Origin of the sequence: Salmonella sp. NW177 (assembly GCF_051811585.1) — a bacterium.
GTDB lineage: Bacteria > Pseudomonadota > Gammaproteobacteria > Enterobacterales > Enterobacteriaceae > Salmonella > Salmonella enterica.
Genome location: NZ_JAMMZV010000004.1, coordinates 407538 through 428715 on the forward strand (window position 1 = coordinate 407538; position 21178 = coordinate 428715).

The 21178-nt window shown below is 53.8% G+C and carries 23 protein-coding genes, 1 pseudogene and 1 other annotated feature; of the genes and pseudogenes, 8 read left to right on the plus strand and 16 right to left on the minus strand.

Translation table 11 applies throughout. The annotated features are described in order from the left end of the window. Positions 1 to 40: 40 nt before the first annotated feature. The 3 genes from NA986_RS14685 to rbsK are packed head-to-tail and all read right to left on the minus strand — an operon-like array spanning position 41 to position 3333. Entirely contained in the window at positions 41 to 1054 is a 1014-nt protein-coding gene (locus NA986_RS14685) for an aldose 1-epimerase family protein (RefSeq protein ID WP_000213203.1), read from the minus strand. 11 nt (positions 1055 to 1065) lie between these two features. Beyond that, positions 1066 to 2382, minus strand: a complete 1317-nt coding sequence (gene fucP, locus NA986_RS14690) for an L-fucose:H+ symporter permease (RefSeq protein WP_000998359.1) — start codon at positions 2380 to 2382, stop codon at positions 1066 to 1068. Between the two features lie 30 nt (positions 2383 to 2412). Beyond that, positions 2413 to 3333: a ribokinase gene (gene rbsK / locus NA986_RS14695; protein WP_000350272.1), complete on the minus strand. Its 921-nt coding sequence runs from the start codon at positions 3331 to 3333 to the stop codon at positions 2413 to 2415. 313 nt (positions 3334 to 3646) lie between these two features. Here rbsK and NA986_RS14700 point away from each other — a divergent pair, with 313 nt between their 5' ends. Continuing rightward, complete coding sequence (locus NA986_RS14700) at positions 3647 to 4432, plus strand: DeoR family transcriptional regulator (protein ID WP_000448637.1); 786 nt, start codon at positions 3647 to 3649, stop codon at positions 4430 to 4432. A gap of 1 nt (position 4433) precedes the next feature. On the opposite strand, the gene ilvN is transcribed toward NA986_RS14700, so the two are convergent. The 3 genes from ilvN to ivbL all read right to left on the minus strand — a co-directional run bounded on the left by ilvN (position 4434) and on the right by ivbL (position 6621). Beyond that, a complete protein-coding gene (gene ilvN, locus NA986_RS14705; RefSeq protein ID WP_001171826.1) occupies positions 4434 to 4724 on the minus strand; it encodes an acetolactate synthase small subunit in 291 nt (96 codons plus the stop codon). A gap of 3 nt (positions 4725 to 4727) precedes the next feature. Beyond that, the gene (gene ilvB, locus NA986_RS14710) at positions 4728 to 6416 is read right to left on the minus strand and encodes an acetolactate synthase large subunit (RefSeq protein ID WP_000168439.1); all 1689 of its coding nucleotides are present in this window, start codon (positions 6414 to 6416) and stop codon (positions 4728 to 4730) included. Positions 6417 to 6522: 106 nt separating this feature from the next. Then, complete coding sequence (ivbL, locus tag NA986_RS14715; RefSeq protein WP_001541152.1) at positions 6523 to 6621, minus strand: ilvB operon leader peptide IvbL; 99 nt, start codon at positions 6619 to 6621, stop codon at positions 6523 to 6525. A 522-nt stretch (positions 6622 to 7143) separates the two neighbouring features. Here ivbL and NA986_RS14720 point away from each other — a divergent pair. From NA986_RS14720 to emrD, 4 genes and pseudogenes are all read left to right on the plus strand, one after another. Then, positions 7144 to 7258: pseudogene (locus NA986_RS14720) on the plus strand (hypothetical protein). Beyond that, positions 7255 to 7344, plus strand: coding sequence for a type I toxin-antitoxin system toxin TisB (gene tisB / locus NA986_RS14725; RefSeq protein ID WP_000117642.1), 90 nt, complete (start codon positions 7255 to 7257; stop codon positions 7342 to 7344). The pseudogene NA986_RS14720 and the gene tisB overlap by 4 nt, the downstream one beginning before the upstream one ends. A 92-nt stretch (positions 7345 to 7436) precedes the next feature. Next, entirely contained in the window at positions 7437 to 8297 is an 861-nt protein-coding gene (locus tag NA986_RS14730; RefSeq protein ID WP_020437762.1) for a DMT family transporter, read from the plus strand. A 202-nt stretch (positions 8298 to 8499) separates the two neighbouring features. After that, on the plus strand, positions 8500 to 9684 hold the full coding sequence (gene emrD / locus NA986_RS14735; RefSeq protein WP_000828744.1) for a multidrug efflux MFS transporter EmrD: 1185 nt from the start codon (positions 8500 to 8502) through the stop codon (positions 9682 to 9684). Here emrD and NA986_RS14740 read toward each other — a convergent pair. Together NA986_RS14740 and dsdC are read right to left on the minus strand one after the other, a co-directional pair. After that, positions 9611 to 10696, minus strand: coding sequence for a cellulase family glycosylhydrolase (locus NA986_RS14740; RefSeq protein ID WP_000238925.1), 1086 nt, complete (start codon positions 10694 to 10696; stop codon positions 9611 to 9613). The genes emrD and NA986_RS14740 overlap by 74 nt on opposite strands. 63 nt (positions 10697 to 10759) lie before the next feature. After that, positions 10760 to 11683: a DNA-binding transcriptional regulator DsdC gene (gene dsdC, locus NA986_RS14745; RefSeq protein WP_001541637.1), complete on the minus strand. Its 924-nt coding sequence runs from the start codon at positions 11681 to 11683 to the stop codon at positions 10760 to 10762. 225 nt (positions 11684 to 11908) lie between these two features. Between dsdC and dsdX the strand changes: the two genes are divergently transcribed. Continuing rightward, on the plus strand, positions 11909 to 13246 hold the full coding sequence (gene dsdX, locus NA986_RS14750) for a D-serine transporter DsdX (RefSeq protein WP_000543317.1): 1338 nt from the start codon (positions 11909 to 11911) through the stop codon (positions 13244 to 13246). Positions 13247 to 13263: 17 nt separating this feature from the next. Then, positions 13264 to 14586, plus strand: a complete 1323-nt coding sequence (dsdA, locus tag NA986_RS14755) for a D-serine ammonia-lyase (protein ID WP_000427991.1) — start codon at positions 13264 to 13266, stop codon at positions 14584 to 14586. An 81-nt stretch (positions 14587 to 14667) separates the two neighbouring features. Here the strand turns inward: dsdA and NA986_RS14760 are convergent, their stop codons facing one another. From NA986_RS14760 to ibpA, 7 genes are all read right to left on the minus strand, one after another. Continuing rightward, positions 14668 to 15198, minus strand: coding sequence for a radical SAM protein (locus tag NA986_RS14760; protein WP_000147830.1), 531 nt, complete (start codon positions 15196 to 15198; stop codon positions 14668 to 14670). Beyond that, positions 15195 to 15557, minus strand: a complete 363-nt coding sequence (locus NA986_RS14765; protein ID WP_001113454.1) for a DUF202 domain-containing protein — start codon at positions 15555 to 15557, stop codon at positions 15195 to 15197. Before NA986_RS14765 ends, NA986_RS14760 begins: the two co-directional genes overlap by 4 nt. Next, the gene (locus NA986_RS14770) at positions 15547 to 15894 is read right to left on the minus strand and encodes a YidH family protein (protein ID WP_000703964.1); all 348 of its coding nucleotides are present in this window, start codon (positions 15892 to 15894) and stop codon (positions 15547 to 15549) included. The genes NA986_RS14765 and NA986_RS14770 overlap by 11 nt, the downstream gene beginning before the upstream one ends. A gap of 119 nt (positions 15895 to 16013) precedes the next feature. Continuing rightward, the gene (locus NA986_RS14775; RefSeq protein ID WP_139145233.1) at positions 16014 to 16331 is read right to left on the minus strand and encodes a hypothetical protein; all 318 of its coding nucleotides are present in this window, start codon (positions 16329 to 16331) and stop codon (positions 16014 to 16016) included. A 6-nt stretch (positions 16332 to 16337) separates the two neighbouring features. After that, the gene (locus NA986_RS14780) at positions 16338 to 17999 is read right to left on the minus strand and encodes a putative transporter (RefSeq protein ID WP_001279793.1); all 1662 of its coding nucleotides are present in this window, start codon (positions 17997 to 17999) and stop codon (positions 16338 to 16340) included. Between the two features lie 188 nt (positions 18000 to 18187). Continuing rightward, positions 18188 to 18616: a small heat shock chaperone IbpB gene (gene ibpB, locus NA986_RS14785; protein ID WP_001246919.1), complete on the minus strand. Its 429-nt coding sequence runs from the start codon at positions 18614 to 18616 to the stop codon at positions 18188 to 18190. A gap of 109 nt (positions 18617 to 18725) precedes the next feature. Further along, positions 18726 to 19139, minus strand: coding sequence for a small heat shock chaperone IbpA (gene ibpA, locus NA986_RS14790; RefSeq protein WP_001532742.1), 414 nt, complete (start codon positions 19137 to 19139; stop codon positions 18726 to 18728). Next, positions 19133 to 19206, minus strand: a sequence feature (ROSE (Repression Of Heat Shock gene Expression) occurs in the 5'-region of heat shock genes and acts as an RNA thermometer to modulate expression.). It overlaps the preceding gene by 7 nt. A gap of 242 nt (positions 19207 to 19448) precedes the next feature. Between ibpA and NA986_RS14795 the strand changes: the two genes are divergently transcribed. Next, positions 19449 to 19781 (plus strand): YceK/YidQ family lipoprotein, encoded by a 333-nt coding sequence (locus NA986_RS14795; RefSeq protein ID WP_001581211.1) that lies wholly within the window; start codon positions 19449 to 19451, stop codon positions 19779 to 19781. A gap of 1 nt (position 19782) precedes the next feature. Here NA986_RS14795 and NA986_RS14800 read toward each other — a convergent pair whose 3' ends face one another. Further along, entirely contained in the window at positions 19783 to 21009 is a 1227-nt protein-coding gene (locus NA986_RS14800; RefSeq protein WP_000809940.1) for a DUF3748 domain-containing protein, read from the minus strand. Positions 21010 to 21178 lie beyond the last annotated feature (169 nt).

Here is a 21178-nt window from a genome sequence, read left to right on the forward strand (position 1 = left end):
ACCTTAACGATAAGCGCGCGGCTGTTCAAGCCTTGAGCGGTCAGACAATGCCTGTCGTGACGGTGAACGTCCGGGTTTGCTGCGGTTCCAGTTGAAGCAAGGTTCCATTTCGTTGCGCCGCGAGAAAACCTTCAGGCCGACAGGTCGCGGGCAGGGCAAAGGCGGCAACCTGCTGATCGCCGTTATAAAGAATCCAGCGGGTCACGTAATTCAGCTCCGCACTGGCGAAACGTGTCACGAACGTGGTGCCATCCGGGGCGATCATACTGAATTCCGGGGTATCCGTGTACCTGTCCAGTTCATCGGCGAAGAACACGATTTCCGGGTCGTAAAAGCCAGGCGCGTTGAGCGTTGCCAGCGAGGCTTCACCCTGCAAAAGTCGTTGATTAAACGCCAGCCACTGCGCCGTGGGTTTGACATGCGCCGGCACCGACTCGCGTAGCTTCAGCGCGGTATCCGGGATATTCTGGCGGAACGTGGCGTTCGGCACATAGGCATAGTTCATGTGGCACATGTACTGTAGCGGCATGGCGACTGAAGCCAGGTTAGTCACTGTCATCTGAATATCAAACAGCGCGCTTGCTTTACGCATTACCACCGCAGGTTGCGCCTGATAATGATGACCGAACCCCATCACATACTCGTAGCGCCCGGTCACGCGCAGACTGTCGCCCTCTAACTCCAGCCAGGCGTCGTCCATGGCAGCGCAGGGCATCTCGCCGTGCAGTGGATGTGTATCTTCCGGCGACGGGCAGCCATTCGCCAATAGTCCGGAATGGAAAGCAAAGCAACCATACGTTGCCACCACTTCCGCTGCCGGCTTCGGCTGGCGGAACATGTTGCGCATAGTCAGGTCATGACCGTCAAACTGCGCGTCCCAAATCATCTGCCCCATCCAGGGCAGAATCACCAGATGACCGCGGCTGTTTTGTATTTTCAGTCCTTCCACGCCGCTGGCGTAACGAAACGCCGTAACCGTAAAATCATCATTTTCCAGCAAGATACGCGGCTGCTCGCTAAAAAGCTCCCGCCATAATGTAATACGTGTTGTCATGGTTGATCTCCTCAGGACGCGGCGACTTCAGCCAGGTTGCCGCGCACTTTGCTTTCGCGCCAGAAGTAAACGCCAACGTAAACAAAGCACAGCATGGAAACCAGGAATGAGAGCTGTAGCGAGTGGAACATGTCCGCCACGTAGCCCTGAATCGCGGGAACCACCGCCGCGCCGACAATCGCCATCACGATCACCGCCCCCGCCATTTCGGTATGCTCGTTATCGACGGTATCGAGCGTTCCGGCATAAATGGTCGCCCAGCAGGGGCCAAACAGAACACTGACCAGCACCGCCACGTATACCGCGCTAAAGCTGGGCGCCAGCGCCACATAGGCCAGGAACAGCGCGCCGATCACAGAGTAAAGGATCAGGACTTTTTCCGGGTTAAAGCGTGTCATCAGAATATTGGCGATAAACTTGCCGATAAAAAAGCAGGCGAAGCTGTAGACCATAAAGGTTGAGGCATCGCGCTCATTGATATCGCCTAACTCCAGCGCCAGACGGATAGTGAACGACCAGACCGCCACCTGCATTCCCACATACAGGAACTGCGCCACAATACCGCGACGGAAACGGGCGTTGCTGGCGAGATAGCGTAACGTATCCAGCGCCGAGGGACGTTTATGACTCGCGGTTTGCGCGACTTTACAGGTCGGGAAACGCGTCAGCAGGAACAGTACCATCACCACTACCAGGACCATAATCATGTACTTATAGGGTTCCAGAGTGTTTTCCAGCATCAGCACCTTGAAGTTGTGGACTTGCTCGGCATTCATGCCCGCCATCTGTTTTTCCAGGCTTTCCCCTTCGGAAAAGACCAGATATTTACCCAATAAAATGCCTGCCGCCGCGCCGATCGGATAAAAGGTCTGACTGATATTCAGCCGCAGCGTGGCGTAGGCTTTCGGCCCGATCATCGAACTGTAGGTATTCGCCGCCGTTTCCAGGAAACTCAGGCCAATCGCAATGGCGAAAATCGCCGCGAGGAACATGGTGTAGGTCGCCATGTGCGACGCCGGGAAAAAGAGCGTACAGCCGACAATGTATAGCGTCAGGCCGATAAGTATCGCCACTTTATAACTGGTTTTTTTAATGACCAGCGAGGCCGGAATAGCAATTAAAAAATAACCGCCATAAAAGGCGCTTTGTACTAATGCCGAAGCAAAGTTGCTCAGCGAAAATACACTTTTAAATTGCGTAATCAGAATATCATTTAACGCGGCTGCGCATCCCCATAATGGGAATAAACAGGATAACAAAATAAACTGGAACAGAGGTGTCTTATTCAGATACCCGTCGGGCATCTGAACGATGTTTTTATCGTTCATAGTGCTACCTTTAACAGTGCAGGGTGATTGTTATTCGTTCAACGAAAGATACTCATTAAATTGCTCAATACTTGGATAAGAGGATTGGGTGCCTTTCCCGGTGACGCTGAAAGCGGCAAAGAGGACGGCTTTTTTCATGGCGGCTTCCACATCCCCGCTCTGGACGTAGTAATGCGCGAAACAGCCGATAAAGGCATCGCCCGCGCCACTGGTATCGACAGCGTTCACTCTAAACGCCGGAACATGGACTTCCTGGTCACGCGTCATCCACAGCGCGCCTTTCTCACCCATGGTGACGATAATATTGTTCAGCCCTTTATCCACCAGCGAACGTGCCGCTGCGCGAATATGGTCATAGGTATCCACTGGCATACCGGTTAATATTTCCAGCTCGGTTTCATTGGGTACAAAGAAATCGCATTTACAGGCATAAGACATATCTAATTCCCGTAATGCTGGCGCAGGGTTTAATAACACTTCAATCCCATGTTTCTTGCCAAATTCTATTGCGTGATAAACCGTTTCAAGCTGAACTTCCAGTTGCAGAACAATAAGCTGGCATTTTTTTAAATCTTCCGCCGCGCGATCGATATCTTCCGGCGAGAGAAACTTGTTAGCGCCTTTGATGATCAGAATGCTGTTGCTGGAGTTGGCGTTGACGAAAATCGGCGCTACGCCGCTGCTGGTACACGGTACTTTTTCTACATACGTCGTATTGATCCCCCAGGATTCGAGATTACGAATGGTGTTGTCGGCAAAAATATCGTCGCCCACTTTGGTCAACATCAATACTTTTGAATTGAGCTTAGCGGCCGCCACGGCCTGGTTCGCCCCTTTTCCGCCGCAGCCGATTTTAAACGCCGGCGCTTCCAGAGTTTCCCCTTCTTTAGGCATCTGGTTGGTGTAGGTGATAAGGTCCACCATGTTAGAGCCAATAACCGCGATATCCATTTTACTCCCTCTCAGAAATCGTCACACGACAATGATATTAAAATAACATTATCATGTTACTTCCGTATCATTTGTGACTATGATCGCGATTAGAGGATCATTTTGCCATTTACTGCGTGAACAATCCCTGGCGGAACAAATCATTTTTAGGGTTACAATTTACTGAAAATTAACTATTTATTGTTATAAAACGCGAATAAACCCACTTTTATTTCCTGACAGCCGGACGTATAGTAGTGCCACACTGTAATGTTCTCAGAAACACATAAATGTTACTGATGGAACATAACAACATGATTTGCGGAGAGGGTGAATGGAGACCAAGCAAAAAGAACGTATCCGACGCTTGATGGAGTTACTGAAAAAGACCGATCGAATCCATCTGAAAGACGCCGCGCGGATGCTGGAAGTTTCGGTGATGACCATTCGCCGCGATCTCAGCCAGGATGATGACCCTTTACCGCTGACGCTGCTCGGCGGCTATATCGTCATGGTAAATAAGCCTGCGTCTTCAACCAATATGCCGCTGCCGGCGAAAAAGACGCATCATCGGGACGACCTTCCCGTTGCGATCCTGGCCGCCGGCCTGGTGCGTGAAAACGATCTGGTTTTTTTTGATAACGGTCCGGAAATGCCATTAGTTATCAGCATGATACCGGATGATATTACCTTTACCGGGATTTGCTACTCGCATCGGGTATTTATCGCGCTGAATGAAAAGCCTAATGCCACGGCGATTCTGTGCGGCGGCACCTATCGGGCCAAGAGCGATGCCTTTTATGATGCCAATAATCCTTCGGCGCTGGATTCGCTCAATCCGCGCAAAGTGTTTATTTCCGCCAGCGGCGTACATGAACATTTTGGCGTGAGCTGGTTTAACCCGGATGATCTTGCCGCCAAACGTAAAGCGATGGAACGCGGTCTGCGCAAAATTTTGCTGGCGCGTCACGCCCTGTTTGATGAGGTCGCGCCTGCCAGCATTGGTCCGCTTTCTGCCTTTGATGTCCTGATTAGCGATCGCCCATTACCGACAGATTATGCCGCTCACTGTCGGAATGGTTCCGTCAAAGTCATCACGCCTGATTCGGAAAGTGAATAACTTACTCAAAAAAGACGGCAATTTTATTGAACATGGTGGGATCGGACTGGTTTCGTACCACCTTCGCCACGTCTTCCAGTTTATCGATCTGACTGATCATCTGTTCAAGCCGCTGATCGTCATTGACCAGAAGCCAGATGCGGCTCTGATCGCTGCCCTGAATCGGTAAACAGAGAATACCCTCAACGTTGAAAGCGCGTCGGGCGAACAGCCCGCAGACGTGGGTCATCACGCCAGGATGGTTGCGAACGGTCAGCTCCAGAATAACGTTATCATGTGATTGTTTCTGCATGGCTTATTCCCCCACCATCTCTGTATTTGCCGCGCCCGGCGGCACCATCGGATACACTTTTTCTTCTGCATCAATGCGCACATGGATCAACGCCGGTCCAGGACGACGAATGATAGCCTGCAACGCCGCCTGCGGATCGGCTTCGTTATTCAAATCACAGGTATCCAGACCAAACCCGGCGGCAATCTGCATAAAGTTGATGCTTCCCGGATAGGTTGCCGCAAAAACGCCCTGTTTATAGAACAGACTCTGTTGCTGATGTACCAATCCCAGCGCGTCGTTATTCATCAGGATAATTTTCACATCCAACTGGTTTTCACTGGCGGTAGCCATCTCCTGAATATTCATCATCAAACTACCGTCACCGGAAAAACACAGCACCTTGTTGCCCGGATTCGCCAGCGCCGCGCCAATCGCCGCGGGCAGACCAAACCCCATGGTGCCCAGCCCGCCGGAAGTCAGCCACTGACGCGGACGGTTGAGCGGATAAGCCTGCGCGGTCCACATCTGATGCTGACCTACGTCAGTGGTAATAATCGCGTTGTCGTCCACACAGGCGGCGACTGCGTTAATCAGCCCATAGTGACTAAGCGGGTTATTTTCCTGGGGAATACTGCAAGGGAATTCTTGCTGCAAGTCCGCCACCAACTGATGCCATGCTTCCCGCGGCTGTGCCTCGATATGGGGAATTAACTGTGCCAGTACATCATCGACATCCGCCTGAATAGCCACATGCGGCTGCTTAATTTTGCCTAACTCGGCGCGATCGATATCCACATGGATGATTTTGGCGTTCGGACAAAACTGCTCCGTTTTGCCAATCGCCCGGTCATCAAAACGCGCGCCCAGGACAATCAGTAAATCGGCCTCTTGCAGAATAAAATTGGTACTGCGCGCGCCGTGCATCCCCAGCATTCCTAACGACAGCGGATGCGCCTTAGGCAGCATTCCCAGCGCCATTAAGGTCATTGTCGTCGGCAGTTGCGCTTTTTCCGCGAGTTCGCGCACGCGTGTCGGCGCATTGATCACGCCGCCGCCCAGATACAGCACCGGACGCTTCGCCGCGTTAATCATTGCGGCGGCCTCGCGGATACTCTCCGCGCTAAACTCCGGCGGGGGTGATTTTTCCGCCGGCGACGGCAACGCATCCAGCTCAATTGTCGCCGTCTGCACATCTTTAGGAACGTCTATCCACACCGGGCCGGGACGCCCCGACTGCGCCAGACGAAAAGCATCGCTCATCACCTGAGGCAGCTCGTTGATATTTCTGACCAGATAGTTGTGCTTGGTGATGGGGATAGAGATACCGTAAGTATCCACTTCCTGAAACGCGTCAGTACCGATCATGGACGCCGGAACCTGCCCGGTAATGCAGATTAACGGAATGGAATCCAGGCGCGCATCGGCAATGGCCGTGACCAGATTGGTCGCGCCCGGCCCGCTACAGGCCATACAAACAGCAGGTTTACCCTCCGTTCGCGCCATCCCCTGCGCAATAAACCCCGCGCCTTGTTCGTGGCGCGCCAGAATATGACGGATTTGCGTGCTTTGGCTTAACGCGTCGTAAACGGGGAGGATCGAACCGCCGGGAATGCCAGTGACGATACGAATCCCCTGGCGCTCCAGAAAATGAACAATAAATTCCGCGCCCGTAAAGCGCTGAGGTGTAGATGTTGTGCCCGAACTTGCCATGCTCCATTCCTTTTATTCTGAGCCGACGTTCCGGGAAGGTGTCTTAAACAAAAAACCCCGCCCGGTTTGCGCCGGCGGGGTTTTGGAATCGTGTGTGTTCCGGACCCTACGGCGCATTGCCGACGACCACCACCACACGCACGACGACCACTGCGCGAGATGGCGCAGTTGTTAGTAGGGTCGCGTTCAGCATGGAAGGGTTCATTAGGGGCCTTGTCTGTTTGTTATTAACACGTTTTATACAAGCACAGCGCTTTCAGCATGACAACGGAAAAATTTTCATCTGCACAAAAATGCGTCATCGATCACATTTTTCTACGAATTTACGCACCTGGGGTATAGGCGTGATAAGCGTAGCGCCCTCTGGTAATCGCCGGGATTGATGATTACGCGTTTCACAATGCCGGAAAACAAAAAACCTCGCCGAAGCGAGGTTCTTACAGCGTAATGCGGATGGTAGCCGCGAAGCACACTGTGTTATGTCAACAGCAGAAGTATACGCGTTCTGTGCAGAACGCGCAATTTCGGCGCGAATTTTGATGAATTTGAGTATGGATCAGAAGCTCCGTTCTGTCTATAAATTACTGTTAATTTATACAGTGCTTAACTATAATGTCTTTGACACAATGTGTTATGCGGGGGCCGCATCGTAAACCGGCGCAACGAAGTCCTGGCTGAAACGGGTGGTGCCGTCAGCGCCTTAACCCCCTCGTGAGCACACTGTGTTATGTCAACACGCACACTATTCCTCGCAAAAGGGATCGCGTGCGCAACAGCTGGCAACAGGCAGCGGAAAGGTACGTCGGCTGGCAGTGCTCCTTAACCACAGGAGACGCGTATGAGCGTAGTGGATATCACCATTCTTATCCTGAAACTCATTGTTGCAGCACTGCAACTGCTTGATGCTGTTCTGAAATACCTTAAGTAATTCAGATTCAAGCCGCACCGAAGGGGAGCGGGCAACCGCTCCCCTTTCACCTTATCCGCTGGTCTTTCGCTTCCCGGGTATGTTACGTTTTTATGACACCCTCAACGACGCCTGACGCTATGACCCTTTCCGTTTTCTGCATTTTGCTGTTCGCCGCGCTGCTACATGCCAGCTGGAACGCCATTGTCAAAGCGGGAAACGATAAGCTCTACGCCGCGATCGGCGTCAGCGGTTCTGCGGCGGTCATGGCATTGATCCTTTTGCCCTTCTCGCCGCAGCCAGCTCACGCCAGTATCCCTTTTTTAGCGGCCTCTACCGCGCTCCAGGTGGTGTATACCGTCCTGGTGGCGAAAACCTATCAGGTCTCGGACATGAGCCAGACCTATCCTCTTATGCGCGGCACCGCGCCGCTGCTGGTGGCGCTCATTAGCGTTCTGTTTCTTGGCGACAGCCTGTCGTCGATGGCCTGGGTCGGCATCGCAGTGATCTGCATGGCGATACTTGGGATGGCCTGTAATGGCCGCGCCAGCTCTCAACGTGGTGTCGTGCTGGCATTAACTAACGCCTGTTTTATTGCCGGATATACGCTGGTGGACGGGACCGGCGTAAGACTCTCCGAAACGGCGCTGGGCTATACGCTATGGTCATTTTTTCTCAACGGCGCCTGCCTGTTAACCTGGGCGATGATTGCGCGGCGGCGGGAAGCGTCGCGTTATCTGGCGCAACAGTGGAAAAAAGGCATTTTGGGCGGGATTGGCACTATGGGATCTTATGGGCTGGCGCTATGGGCCATGACCCAGGCGCCGCTGGCGGTGGTCGCCGCGCTGCGTGAGACGTCGATTTTATTCGGCGCGCTGATAGCCTGGCTGTTGCTTAAAGAGAAAGTGGCCGGGCTACGTCTGGTGGCGGCGGGCGGGATTGCCCTCGGGGCGATTTTACTCCGTCTGTCATGATCGCCCAATGACAGCCGCAGACGTAACACATTCTCGGCAACATTTGTTGCCGCTTTTGTTTACATATCCTGCCGTTCCTTCGTCTGCCATTGCTGGTTGCTGTCTGGCCTTCTTTTTCTGGTGTGATAGATTCCTCTCGCATTTATGGGAATGCGCAGCAAGTTATTCTTATTTTTTCTTTTTTTGAAAAGTAATCAGCGAAATGAAAAGGCAGAGAAACGTCAATTTGTTGTTGATGTTGGTGTTACTGGTGGCCGTAGGGCAGATGGCGCAAACCATTTATATTCCCGCCATCGCCGATATGGCGCAAGCGCTAAACGTCCGGGAAGGCGCCGTCCAGAGCGTAATGGCTGCTTACCTCCTGACCTACGGCGTCTCGCAACTGTTTTACGGCCCGCTTTCCGACCGGGTTGGGCGCCGCCCGGTAATCCTCGTCGGCATGTCTATTTTTATGGTAGCGACCCTGATCGCCATGACCACGCATAGTTTGACGGTGTTGATTGCCGCCAGCGCCATGCAAGGGATGGGAACCGGCGTTGGCGGAGTAATGGCGAGAACGCTCCCGCGCGATCTGTATGAAGGAACGCAGCTTCGTCATGCCAATAGCCTGTTAAATATGGGGATTCTGGTCAGCCCGCTGTTAGCGCCGCTGATTGGCGGTCTGCTGGACACCCTGTGGAACTGGCGCGCGTGTTACGCTTTCCTGCTGGTGCTTTGCGCTGGCGTCACCTTCAGCATGGCGCGCTGGATGCCGGAAACCCGCCCCGCCGGCGCGCCGCGCACACGGCTGATCGCCAGCTATAAAACGCTGTTTGGCAACGGCGCATTTAACTGTTATCTGCTGATGCTAATCGGCGGGCTGGCTGGCATTGCGGTCTTTGAAGCCTGTTCCGGCGTGCTGATGGGGGCAGTATTAGGTCTCAGCAGTATGGTGGTAAGCATTCTGTTTATTCTGCCGATTCCGGCGGCGTTCTTCGGCGCCTGGTTTGCCGGACGCCCGAATAAACGCTTCTCAACCCTGATGTGGCAGTCAGTTATTTGCTGTCTGCTGGCAGGTCTTATGATGTGGATTCCCGGCTGGTTTGGCGTGATGAACGTCTGGACGCTACTCATCCCCGCAGCGCTGTTTTTCTTCGGTGCCGGGATGTTATTTCCACTGGCCACCAGCGGCGCGATGGAGCCGTTTCCGTTCCTCGCAGGCACCGCTGGCGCGCTGGTCGGCGGGCTGCAAAATATTGGTTCCGGCGTACTGGCGTGGCTTTCGGCAATGCTGCCGCAAACCGGTCAGGGCAGCCTGGGACTGTTGATGACCCTTATGGGATTGCTGATCCTGGCGTGCTGGCTGCCGCTGGCGTCACGGATATCGCATCAGGGACAGACGGTTTAACGTTCCCCTCGCCCGGCTTTTTGCCGGGCGTTTCACACTCCGGCGCGATCATCGCATTGAGCAGGGGCTCTTGCGCCGGACGCCACGCCCCTTCTTCGCCGTCATAAAACTGAGTGTCCGCGTTTATCGCATACGGAATATGCGCTTTTTTCAGCTCGCAGGCCATAAAACGGGCAAACGCGAACTGTGAAGCGACCGGCGTCATTTTTATCGACTCTCCCGGCGCCCATCCGCCCACCCAGCTTGCATGGCCAGTCTTATGCTGCCAGCGAACCGCAGCGTTGATCCGTGCCCGAATCGCCGCTTTTTCCGCCGCCGTGCCTGATGTCCACGGATATTTACCGCCGCTTTTCAGGGGGCCCCACGGGAAGATGTGCCACTCCGCCAGTACATAGTTCTGGCTTTGCGCCGGCAGTTTAAGCGCCGACAAATCCTCCGGCGCGGCGCGCATGCGGGGGGCAACGAAAATCATCCGCTGTGGATCAATGGCGTGAATCAGGCGGATGGTTTTGTCATATACGCGATTCAGCGACGCCATATTATGATTGAGTTTGTCGGCAGGCTCATAAATGAGATCGAACCCCAGAAGCGGGGATGTCTGACCAAAATAGCGCGCGACCACGCTCCACCAGTTGATCAGCTCCTTTTCATGGCTGGCGCTGGGATCGGTTTTATACGCATCCGCCTGATAGGCAATAATGGGTATGACGCCATAGTATTCGCAGGCTTCTACCAGCTTACGCAAATGGATGAGGCGCGCTTCCGTCGGCGCGCCTGCCACACGAATACGGACATGCGTTAACCCTTTTGCCTTAAAATCCCGCACGACCAGCGGATCAAACTCGCGGATACCCCGTTCCGTTCGCGCCCAGTCAACATCCATCCCAACGCCAAGCTGCTGCGCATAGCGCGCCGCCGTCAAAGGCATCGGTTTCGCATAGACGACCGCGCTGGTCAGCATGAGAGAGGCAATAAGCGGTTTAAACACGACGCCCCCTAAAATTTTTACCACGGTGATAGCACGTATTTAGCATATTCACTCCCGGCAGGTGTAGCGACAAAGCGTAATAAATCTTCACACCTGTTCCTGCAACCAGCGAATAAATGCCTCGATTTTCGGCCACTGCCTGCCAGGCAGAGTGGTGACATAATAATGCTGATGACATTTCAGCCTCATGTCACCAAAAGGCGCAATCAGTTCTCCGCTGTCGAGACGCTTTTGCACCAGCCGTTTACGTCCCATCGCCACGCCAATGTGGTTCATCGCGGCAATTACCGCTAAATCAGAACGATCGAAGCCAATGCCGGATGAATCCGGCAAATTTACCGCAAAATGCTGCGCCCAACTGTGCCACTCATCGGTGCCAGAATCGTTACTCCACGCCTGTCTGTCGTGTAAGAGCGTACAGTGCCGCAGGTTATTCAGGTTGTCCTGCAAGGCGAAACGACGGGCATAATCCGGGCTGCAAACGGGCAAAATCGCCTCATCCATTAAAAAATGGTGCGTGAGCTGCGCCGACGGCGCATCGTCAAAATAGATAGCCAGGTCAATGCCGGCACGCTGTAGGTTAACGTTATCGTTGCCGGTCAGCATAGTGAGAGAAATTGACGGATAGCGACGGGTAAAGTCCCCCAGCGCGGGCACCAGCCAACACTGGGCGATAGAGGGACGGGAATACACGGTCAGCGTGCCGGACAGTTCCTGATTTTTGATATCGAGAATTTCCTGATTCAACGTATCCAGCGACGATTTCAGCGCCCAGAATACCCGTTTGCCTTCATGGGTAAGCTCCACTTTACGGTGAGAGCGGACAAATAGCTGGATTCCCAACTCGGCTTCCAGTTGATTGATACGATGGCTTACCGCACTTGGGCTTAACGACAGCTCATCTGCCGCCAGAGCAAAGGACTGGTGTCTGGCCGCGACTTCAAAAGTATAGAGTTTGGATAACTGCCAGCCGTTGAGTAAGCGGTTTCGGGTATCGCGAAGGGGTTCCATGGCAACCTCAGTCATCTTTTAATTTCCCGAAGTGTAAAAAAACACGCTGAAAAAATCCGCACATAGATGAAGCAAAATGAACCATATCGCAAAATAAAAGCAATATTAGATGGAAATCACATAGTTGATTCAATTTACATCATGTGAATGGCAAATTATATCGTTTGTCAGGGGGTGCTGTTTTTCTGTCCAATAAGAACAGATTAATCACAGGGTAGGTGAGATATGCACGCTCAAATCTGGGTAGTGAGCACGCTGCTGATCAGCATCGTGTTAATCGTATTGACCATCGTGAAGTTTAAATTCCACCCCTTCCTGGCGTTACTGCTCGCCAGTTTCTTTGTCGGCGCGATGATGGGCATGGGGCCGCTGGAGATGGTCACGGCGATAGAAAACGGAATAGGCGGTACGCTCGGTTTTCTGGCCGCCGTTATCGGTCTTGGCACCATCCTCGGCAAAATGATGGAGGTTTCCGGCGCGGCGGAACGCATCGGGCTTACGCTCCAGCGCTGCCGCTGGCTCTCTGCTGACGTGATCATGGTACTGGTGGGGCTGATTTGCGGTATCACGTTGTTCGTGGAAGTGGGCGTCGTGTTGCTCATCCCACTGGCGTTTTCTATCGCTAAAAAGACCCATACCTCGCTGCTGAAGCTGGCCATTCCGCTGTGTACCGCGCTGATGGCCGTCCATTGCGTGGTACCGCCGCATCCGGCTGCGCTGTTTGTCGCAAATAAACTGGGGGCGGATATCGGCTCGGTGATTGTCTACGGTCTGCTGGTCGGGCTGATGGCCTCATTGGTCGGCGGCCCGCTGTTCTTAAAGTTTCTGGGTAATCGTCTGCCGTTCAAGCCCGTACCGACAGAGTTTGCGGATCTTGAAGTGCGCGCCGAAAACACCCTGCCGTCGCTGGGCGCAACGCTGTTTACCGTTCTGCTGCCGATTGGCCTGATGCTGGTGAAAACCGTCGCTGAACTGAATATGGCGAAAGACGGCACGTTGTATACGCTGCTGGAGTTTATCGGTAATCCGATCACCGCAATGTTTATCGCTGTCTTTGTGGCGTATTACATACTCGGTCTGCGCCAGCATATGGGTATGAGCGCGCTACTTACCCACACCGAAAACGGCTTTGGCGCCATTGCGAACATCCTGCTGATTATCGGCGCGGGCGGCGCGTTCAACGCCATTCTCAAAAGTAGCGGGCTGGCGGACACGCTGGCGGTGATCCTCTCAAATATGCATATGCACCCGATTCTGCTGGCATGGCTGGTAGCGCTGATTCTGCACGCGGCGGTCGGCTCTGCGACGGTAGCCATGATGGGCGCCACCGCGATTGTTGCGCCCATGCTGCCGCTCTATCCTGACGTCAGCCCTGAGATCATTGCGATTGCCATTGGTTCCGGCGCCATTGGCTGCACGATCGTGACCGATTCCCTGTTCTGGCTGGTCAAGCAGTATTGCGGCGCTACGCTGAATGAAACGTTTAAATACTATACGACGGCCACGTTTATCGCATCGGTCGTTGCACTGGCTGGCACATTCCTGCTTTCCTTTATCATCTGATCGTAAAGAGACGTACTATGGAAAACATACAAAAGCTCATCGCCCGGTATCCTTTGGTCGAGGATCTGGTCGCCCTCAAAGAAACCACCTGGTTTAACCCGGGCGCCACCTCTCTTGCACAAGGTCTACCGTATGTCGGCCTGACGGAGCAGGACGTAAACGCCGCCCATGACCGTCTGGCGCGCTTTGCGCCGTATCTGGCGAAAGCGTTTCCGCAAACCGCTGCCGCTGGCGGCATGATCGAATCTGACGTGGTCGCTATTCCGGCCATGCAAAAGCGGCTGGAAAAAGAGTATGGGCAAACGATCGACGGTGAAATGCTGTTAAAAAAAGACAGTCACCTGGCAATCTCTGGTTCCATTAAAGCGCGCGGCGGCATCTACGAGGTGCTAACGCACGCGGAAAAACTGGCGCTGGAGGCGGGTCTGTTAACCACCGACGATGACTATAGCGTGTTGCTTTCGCCGGAATTTAAACAATTCTTCAGCCAGTACAGTATCGCCGTCGGTTCAACCGGCAATCTGGGGCTATCGATCGGTATCATGAGCGCCTGCATCGGTTTTAAAGTGACGGTACATATGTCTGCCGACGCCCGCGCCTGGAAAAAAGCGAAGCTGCGTAGCCACGGCGTGACGGTCGTAGAATACGAAGATGATTACGGCGTGGCGGTTGAGCAGGGCCGTAAAGCAGCGCAATCCGATCCAAACTGTTTCTTTATCGATGATGAAAACTCCCGCACGCTATTTCTGGGCTATGCGGTAGCGGGTCAGCGTCTGAAAGCGCAATTCGCGCAGCAGGGACGCGTCGTTGACGCCAGTCACCCACTGTTTGTCTATCTACCGTGCGGCGTTGGCGGCGGCCCTGGCGGCGTCGCCTTTGGCCTGAAACTGGCGTTTGGCGACAACGTCCACTGTTTCTTTGCCGAACCGACCCATTCACCCTGCATGTTACTCGGCGTTTATACCGGTCTGCACGATGCCATCTCAGTACAAGATATCGGTATTGATAACCTGACGGCGGCTGACGGCCTGGCGGTAGGTCGCGCTTCGGGCTTTGTTGGTCGGGCAATGGAGCGTCTGCTTGACGGCCTCTATACCTTAGACGATCAAACAATGTATGACATGCTGGGCTGGCTGGCGCAGGAGGAAGGAATTCGACTGGAGCCATCAGCTCTGGCGGGGATGGCCGGGCCACAGCGCATTTGCGCCTCCGTCGCGTATCAGCAAAGGCATGGATTCAGTCAGACGCAGCTCGGCAACGCGACGCATCTGGTATGGGCAACCGGGGGCGGCATGGTGCCGGAGGATGAAATGGAACAATACCTGGCGAAAGGACGCTAATACTCGCTCAGTGCCGGAAAGACGGCTGCGCCATCCGGCACGCCATCGCCTGATGGCGCTACGCTTATCAGGCCTGTGACGTTAACGCAGCATCGCCATCAACTCCTCCGGCGAGCGATGCTGCTTCAGTAAATCCCGCATCACCCGCATATGCGGCGAGGAGTAGTTAAAAAAGGTCTGGTAGCCCTCGCAAAGCTGATTTTTCCCCTGGCTATCCCGATGCTCAGGGCATCCGCCGCCGCAAAATCGTAATAAAGAGCACTTCTGACATTCAGCGCTTAGCGGCGCCTTGTCCGGCGCTTCAGCGCCATTCCTGCCGCCGCACCACTGCTGTAGCGTCTCATCAAAAAGGCGGACCGAGATACGCTGAATATCTTCACGTACCCAAATATCAAATACGCTATTTAAAAACCGCCCCCAGTCTGCTGAACACAATGAATCCTCGGTCAACATTCCGTTCCGGTCATGTTCCAACAATGGGATAAAATGGACATTGCGAATGCCGAGCCGTTGTAAGTTACGGTACAGTTGCTGAGGGCGCTGGCTATTCTGGCGATTTACGACGACCTGAATCTGGTCATCACTCACGACAATGTCCTGACGTCCTGTCATATAAAATTCCCGATAAATGCAATAAGTTGGCGAATATGGGTAACAGCAAACAGGATTGCGAGCGACAACACCGCGAGGGAGATCAAAAATTTGTCACGCACGACATGAGTTTCGGAAAAATCGCTATGCGCGACATCCATCAAATTACGACTCAGGGTATAACGCCAAAGAATCACCGCCACTATCGCCAGAACGCTGATTGACACCCAGAACAAGAACCCCGCCTGATGCCAGTGGTGCCTGACGGCTAACGCCATTAACGCCCCGTATCCCAGCAGCGTGCGAAACCAGGCCAGCGACGTACGCTCCGGTTGCAGTCCCGGATCGTTCTGCCGACGGGCTTTACGACTATCCGGCATACAGTACCAGCCCCATCACTATCACCGCGACAATCATCAAAATGACGCTGATGATCAACAGGCTATGGGTATAAGGCAAATCCTCTTTCAGGCGCATCGCTTTTTCATTACGTAACCAGCGTAGATAGCCATAAATCGCCAGGCCGCCCGCAAACAGACACAACAGTAGCGCCAGCAGTTCACGGATCACCGGCGTGGCAAAATCCGGGGCGAGCTGATCAAGACCGACGCCTGCCGCCAGAAATCCCAGCGAGGTGCGAATCCACGCCAGAAAGGTACGCTCATTTGCCAGCGAGAAGCGATAATCCGGCGCTTCTCCGAGGCGGGAAATCTTCATGACGACTCCTTTTACGTTCTTATGTATTCCCGTTCGTTTTCAGAATACCACTCACGTTGTTGCTGATATGCTTCACATTATCCCGCAGCAAGGGAATCTTATTGCAAAATAACTGTAGTTCACTGGTGACGCGTTTCGGCGCAACCGCGCTCATTCCCGCTATTTTTCATTTCAGTTGCGACCTTTTTCAACGCCACCGCCAGGAAAGGCATTATTGCCGAATTAAAAGCTGAAAAACTACCCGTCGCGACGAAAAAAAAGGCGATGAAGATTGATAACCAACTGAAATAAAATGGAATTATGCTCGTTGGCATTACGCTGATTAGCGCGTTCATTGAGGAAAGAGATAAGAAGAAGAGCAGAAGTGTGGCCGGTGCGGCGCGCGTTATCCAGCCTGGATTTAACACAGTGCGTAGGCTGGATAAGCAACGCGCCATCAGGCGCTAACCCATTCCCCAAAAAATCACCGCCAGCAGTTGTGGCGTGATAATACGCAGGAACATCACTAACGGATAGACGGTCGCGTAAGAGAGCGCCGCCGCGCCGCTGGTGGCATGAAGATTGTTGGCAAATGCCAGCGCTGGCGGATCGGTCATCGAACCGGCCAGCATCCCGCACAGCGTCAGATAGTTCATTTTGGCAAAAATCCGCGCCAGCAAACCGACGGTAATCAGCGGAATAGCGGTGATGAAAATACCGTAGCCAATCCAGCTTAATCCTTCGCCCTGCGTCAGCGTATCGACAAAATCGCCGCCGGATTTCAGCCCAACGACCGCCAGAAACAAAACGATGCCTAACTCACGCAGCGCGAGGTTGGCGCTCGGCGGCATAAACCAGTACAGCTTACCGATGCTGCCGATACGCCCCAAAATTAGCGCCATGATCAGCGGCCCGCCAGCCAGCCCCAGTTTTAACGCGACCGGGAATCCCGGCACAAACAACGGGATTGACCCAAGCAGAACCCCTAATCCGATGCCGATAAACACCGGCAGCATCTGCACCTGCTGGAGTTTTTGCTGCGCGTTGCCGACCACATTGGCTACCGCATCAATCGAGGCAGGACGCCCCACCAGATTGAGAATGTCGCCAAACTGCAGGCTGGCGTCGCTGCTGGCGACCAGCTCAACGCCCGCGCGGTTAAGACGGGAGATAACCACGTCATAACGCTCTTTAAAGTGCAAATCGCGGATACGTTTGCCGAGCACTTTTTCGTTGGTGACGACCACACGCTCGACACGTAAATCCGTGCCGCGCGTCGACAACGAGGTGTCCACTTCCTTGCCGATCACCAGTTGCGCGTTATGCAGGTCGGTAGATTGGCCGACGAGGTGCAGCAGGTCGCCTGCCTGGATAATCGTCCCCGGCGACGGCACCATCAGCGTGTCGTCGCGTTTCAGGCGTGAGCAAATGATTTTATCGCTGTTCAGGATCGGCACATCCTGGATAGCCATATTATTGAGGTTCGGATTCTCGACACGGATATTCATTGTTTGAATTAATGAATGGCCGTTAGCGAGAGAGGATTCGTGCTTCTGCGCCTCCGCCTCGACGTTAACGCGAAAAATCAGCCGCATCAGCCACATGGTGAGCAAAATACCGCAGATGCCAAACGGATACGCCATCGCATAGCTCATCCCCATCTGATCCACCAGATCCACTGGCGTTCCCAGATCGCGCAGGATTTGCTGACCCGCCCCTAACGCAGGCGTATTGGTGACTGCGCCGGAGAAAATCCCCAGCACCACCGGCAGCGGAATAGCGAAAATTTTATGCAGAATCGCGGTGACCAACCCGCCCATAATCACAATCAGAACAGCAAACAGATTGAGACGCAGCCCGGAAACGCGCAGCGAGGCGAAAAACCCCGGCCCCACCTGTATGCCGATGGTATAAACAAAAAGGATCAGGCCGAATTCCTGGATAAAGTGCAGCATATCGCCGCTCAGCGTCACCCCAGCCTGATCGACGAAGTGGCCGACGATAATACCGCCGAACAGAACGCCGCCAATACCAAAGCCGACACCGCGCACTTTAATGTTGCCGATCCATAAACCGACAACCGCCACCAACGCCAGAACGCTGACCGTCAATGCGATATCACTCATCTTTTCTTCCCTGTGAGTAACATTTCAATTTATAGGGATTATGACTGAACCGTTAAGGCATATATACAGCATGGCGCACATTCTCATGTTACAAAACCGCCCAGACGTCCTGACTTCGGCAGCGTCTTACCCTTTTTCGTGGCACAAAAAAGCCCCGCCATCTCTGGCGGGGCAAGGCAAGGAGCTTATTAGCTATTTAATGCGGAGCGTTCGTTAATGGCGATACGCTGCGGCGCAATGGTTTCCGGCTCGTTACGGGTTAAATCAATATGCAGCAGGCCGTTGGTAAACGTCGCGCCGGAAACTTCCATATTCTCAGCCAGCGTAAAGCTCAGGCTAAAAGGCTGCATGACCAGGCCCTGATGTAACCATTTGGGCTCGTTTTCCGGCTGTTCCGGCGTACCTTTCACCGTCAGGCGCGTGCCTTCCAGTTGAATATCCAGATCTTCCTGACGGAAACCGGCTAACGCTAAGGTGATGCGATAATGGTTATCGTCGCTTTTTTCGATGTTATAGGGCGGGAAGCTCTGGCTTTCGCCGCTGTTTTGCAGCGCATTGGCCAGCTTGTCAAAACCGATCCATTGACGCAGCAGTGGGGATAAATCGTAGTTACGCATAATCATTTCTCCTTCTAAGAAGCGAGTTTTTACCTTCACACTTTACGTGCGAATATGCTCCCTGACGGCGAGCATGGGATGACAGGCCGCGCAACGCGACCCGACGGAATCAGTTAATTTCGATACGGCGCGGTTTGTTCGCTTCCGGAATCACGCGCTCCAGTTCGATATACAGCAGCCCGTTGACCAGGTTTGCGCCGCGAACGTGAATGTTCTCCGCTAACTGGAACTTACGTTCAAAGTTACGCTCGGCAATGCCCTGATACAGGTAAGTACGTTCTTTCTGCTCGTCCGCATGAGCGCCTTTTACCACCAGTAAATTATCCTGGGCGGTAATCTCCAGTTCGCTTTCCGCGAAACCGGCAACGGCAATGGCGATGCGGTAGTGGTTTTCGTCTACCAGCTCAACGTTGTACGGAGGGTAGCCGCCATTACTTTGGCTTTGGTTATTTTCAAGCAGGTTAAACAGACGGTCAAAACCAATGGCAGAACGGTACAGCGGGGATAAATCAAAGTTACGCATAATCATAAACTCCTGAAATCAGCGAGAATGTCAGACCTTCCATCATGGACAGGCCAGGATTGCCAGAACACCCATCAGGCGTGCCCTTCTATTCACTACGTCTTATAAATGGGTCTGAATACGTACTTTTCAAGTATTTTAATCCGACTTTTTTTTGCAGTTTATTGGCTATTGCATAGACTGGTTGGGACAGCACTGATTGTTAAAGTGCGATTACCGCCACAGTGCCACGTACTGGTGATGTTATTTTTAGCAACGGATCGCTATAACTCATCATGCAAATAACGACAACCAACAGATGAATGAGTGATGATAAAAAACGTGTGGTTAACGCTGATAATATGGAATGGGATGCTTTTATTAAGCGGTTGTTCAAGCGTCATGTCGCACACCGGCGGTAAAGAAGGCACTTATCCTGGCACGCGCGCCAGCGCTACGATGATCGGTAACGATGAGACAAACTGGGGCACAAAATCGTTGGCCATCCTGGATATGCCGTTTACCGCCGTGATGGATACGATCCTTCTGCCGTGGGACATCTTCCGCAAAGACAGTTCGGTAAGATCGCGCGTAGAGAAAAGCGAGGAGGAGACGAAAATGACCAATGCCGTCATCCCCCCGGCGAAGATGCCTCCTCCCTGATTTATCGCCCGGTTTCTGTCACCCATAGCTGACGGAACCCTTTCACCTCTTCCATCCATGCGACGTGTCGCCCATCCGGTGAAAAAACGACGGCGTCCGCAGACGGCGGGTTGTCGTGCCTGGCGGTTAAGAAGTCGATCCTCCCACTTTGTGCGTCGCAGCAGGCAATCCGGTTTTCCAGCACCAGTCCCAGCCATTTACCCGACGGATGCCAGTTAAACGCTGACTGTACGCCGGTCGCATGATGCGTTAACTGCCGGGGCTCGCCTCCCTGCGGCGATATCAGCCACAGTTGCGCTACGCCGTTATCGTCCCGCATCAAAAAGGCGATCGCCGTCGCCTGCGGATTACTGCGGACCCAGTGGCGTGGTTCGTTAGTGAGTCCAGGATAAACACGCTGGTGAGTGAAGGTAAGACGCCGCTGAACTACGCCCAACGGCGGCGATGGCATCGTTGATTCGGTTCCCGTCAGCGGCGTGTCGCCTGCCTGTTTCCAGCCGTTTTCATGACACGGTAAATCGACAATAAACAGCTCCGGGACTTTTTGGCCCGTCAGCGACAGCGTATCGCCAATAAAGGCGATCTGGCGGTTGCCCACCCAGCCCTCTTCATAGGCGCGGTTAATGTCATCGCTGCCAGGTCTCGGCGCAGGCGTCGTGCGGCTAACCAGTACGCACCAGTAGCTACCGCTGTATTCGCGCGCATGCTGAACCGGCACCGTAACCGGCCCATACGGCACGGCCACGCCGACATTACGTAGATCCAGCGCCGGATCTCGCTCATGCAGAACGTGGTCATTATAGGTAAAACTCACCAGCTCGCCGTTCGGGCTAAACACATGGACGTGGCTGCCGCCGCGCAGCGCGCCGGGAGTATACGGCGCAGTAATATCCATCGCATCGAGGTTAGTCACGCCCCCCGGCGTTGCAATAACGCCCCGGCGGTGGTGGAAATCGTAATGCCACGTCTCATCAGGGTTTTCAGGGCCATGAATAAACACATAGTGATTGTCGGCAGGATGCACCGTCACCACACCGACATGCGCGCCCTGCACGGCGCGATAGATCACCTCCACGTCGCCGGTATGCACATTGACACGCTCAATAGTCTTGCCCGTAAATGACGCGCCTGAAGGCCGTACATCAAAGACCAGCCACTGGCTGTCAGGTGTCCAGGTATTGGTGTTGGTAAGCTGGTGATGGCGCGGCGTAAAGGTGATTTGTTTCATGGGATGTCCTGATAAGAGACGATGCTCGCCATCATACTTCACACGGGCTTTACTTTCAGGCTTTAGCGTATCATTGGGATAGCCAGGCCCGATGGCGCCACGCCACCGGGCCGTCAGGGTCTTATTTCTCCTGCGCCAGCCGGATACTGCGCTCTATCACCGCCCGCCG

Coding starts and splice junctions, on each gene's coding strand:
- NA986_RS14700 (WP_000448637.1), top strand. CDS start 3,647: ATGGAGACCAAGCAAAAAGAACGTATCCGACGCTTGATGGAGTTACTG.
- NA986_RS14760 (WP_000147830.1), bottom strand. CDS start 15,198: ATGACAGGACGTCAGGACATTGTCGTGAGTGATGACCAGATTCAGGTC.
- dsdX (WP_000543317.1), top strand. CDS start 11,909: ATGCACGCTCAAATCTGGGTAGTGAGCACGCTGCTGATCAGCATCGTG.
- dsdC (WP_001541637.1), bottom strand. CDS start 11,683: ATGGAACCCCTTCGCGATACCCGAAACCGCTTACTCAACGGCTGGCAG.
- ivbL (WP_001541152.1), bottom strand. CDS start 6,621: ATGAACCCTTCCATGCTGAACGCGACCCTACTAACAACTGCGCCATCT.
- ilvN (WP_001171826.1), bottom strand. CDS start 4,724: ATGCAGAAACAATCACATGATAACGTTATTCTGGAGCTGACCGTTCGC.
- NA986_RS14795 (WP_001581211.1), top strand. CDS start 19,449: ATGATAAAAAACGTGTGGTTAACGCTGATAATATGGAATGGGATGCTT.
- NA986_RS14800 (WP_000809940.1), bottom strand. CDS start 21,009: ATGAAACAAATCACCTTTACGCCGCGCCATCACCAGCTTACCAACACC.
- fucP (WP_000998359.1), bottom strand. CDS start 2,382: ATGAACGATAAAAACATCGTTCAGATGCCCGACGGGTATCTGAATAAG.
- ibpB (WP_001246919.1), bottom strand. CDS start 18,616: ATGCGTAACTACGATTTATCCCCACTGCTGCGTCAATGGATCGGTTTT.
- NA986_RS14775 (WP_139145233.1), bottom strand. CDS start 16,331: ATGGCGCGTTGCTTATCCAGCCTACGCACTGTGTTAAATCCAGGCTGG.
- NA986_RS14730 (WP_020437762.1), top strand. CDS start 7,437: ATGACACCCTCAACGACGCCTGACGCTATGACCCTTTCCGTTTTCTGC.
- rbsK (WP_000350272.1), bottom strand. CDS start 3,333: ATGGATATCGCGGTTATTGGCTCTAACATGGTGGACCTTATCACCTAC.
- emrD (WP_000828744.1), top strand. CDS start 8,500: ATGAAAAGGCAGAGAAACGTCAATTTGTTGTTGATGTTGGTGTTACTG.
- NA986_RS14770 (WP_000703964.1), bottom strand. CDS start 15,894: ATGAAGATTTCCCGCCTCGGAGAAGCGCCGGATTATCGCTTCTCGCTG.
- ilvB (WP_000168439.1), bottom strand. CDS start 6,416: ATGGCAAGTTCGGGCACAACATCTACACCTCAGCGCTTTACGGGCGCG.
- tisB (WP_000117642.1), top strand. CDS start 7,255: ATGAGCGTAGTGGATATCACCATTCTTATCCTGAAACTCATTGTTGCA.
- ibpA (WP_001532742.1), bottom strand. CDS start 19,139: ATGCGTAACTTTGATTTATCCCCGCTGTACCGTTCTGCCATTGGTTTT.
- NA986_RS14780 (WP_001279793.1), bottom strand. CDS start 17,999: ATGAGTGATATCGCATTGACGGTCAGCGTTCTGGCGTTGGTGGCGGTT.
- NA986_RS14685 (WP_000213203.1), bottom strand. CDS start 1,054: ATGACAACACGTATTACATTATGGCGGGAGCTTTTTAGCGAGCAGCCG.
- dsdA (WP_000427991.1), top strand. CDS start 13,264: ATGGAAAACATACAAAAGCTCATCGCCCGGTATCCTTTGGTCGAGGAT.
- NA986_RS14765 (WP_001113454.1), bottom strand. CDS start 15,557: ATGCCGGATAGTCGTAAAGCCCGTCGGCAGAACGATCCGGGACTGCAA.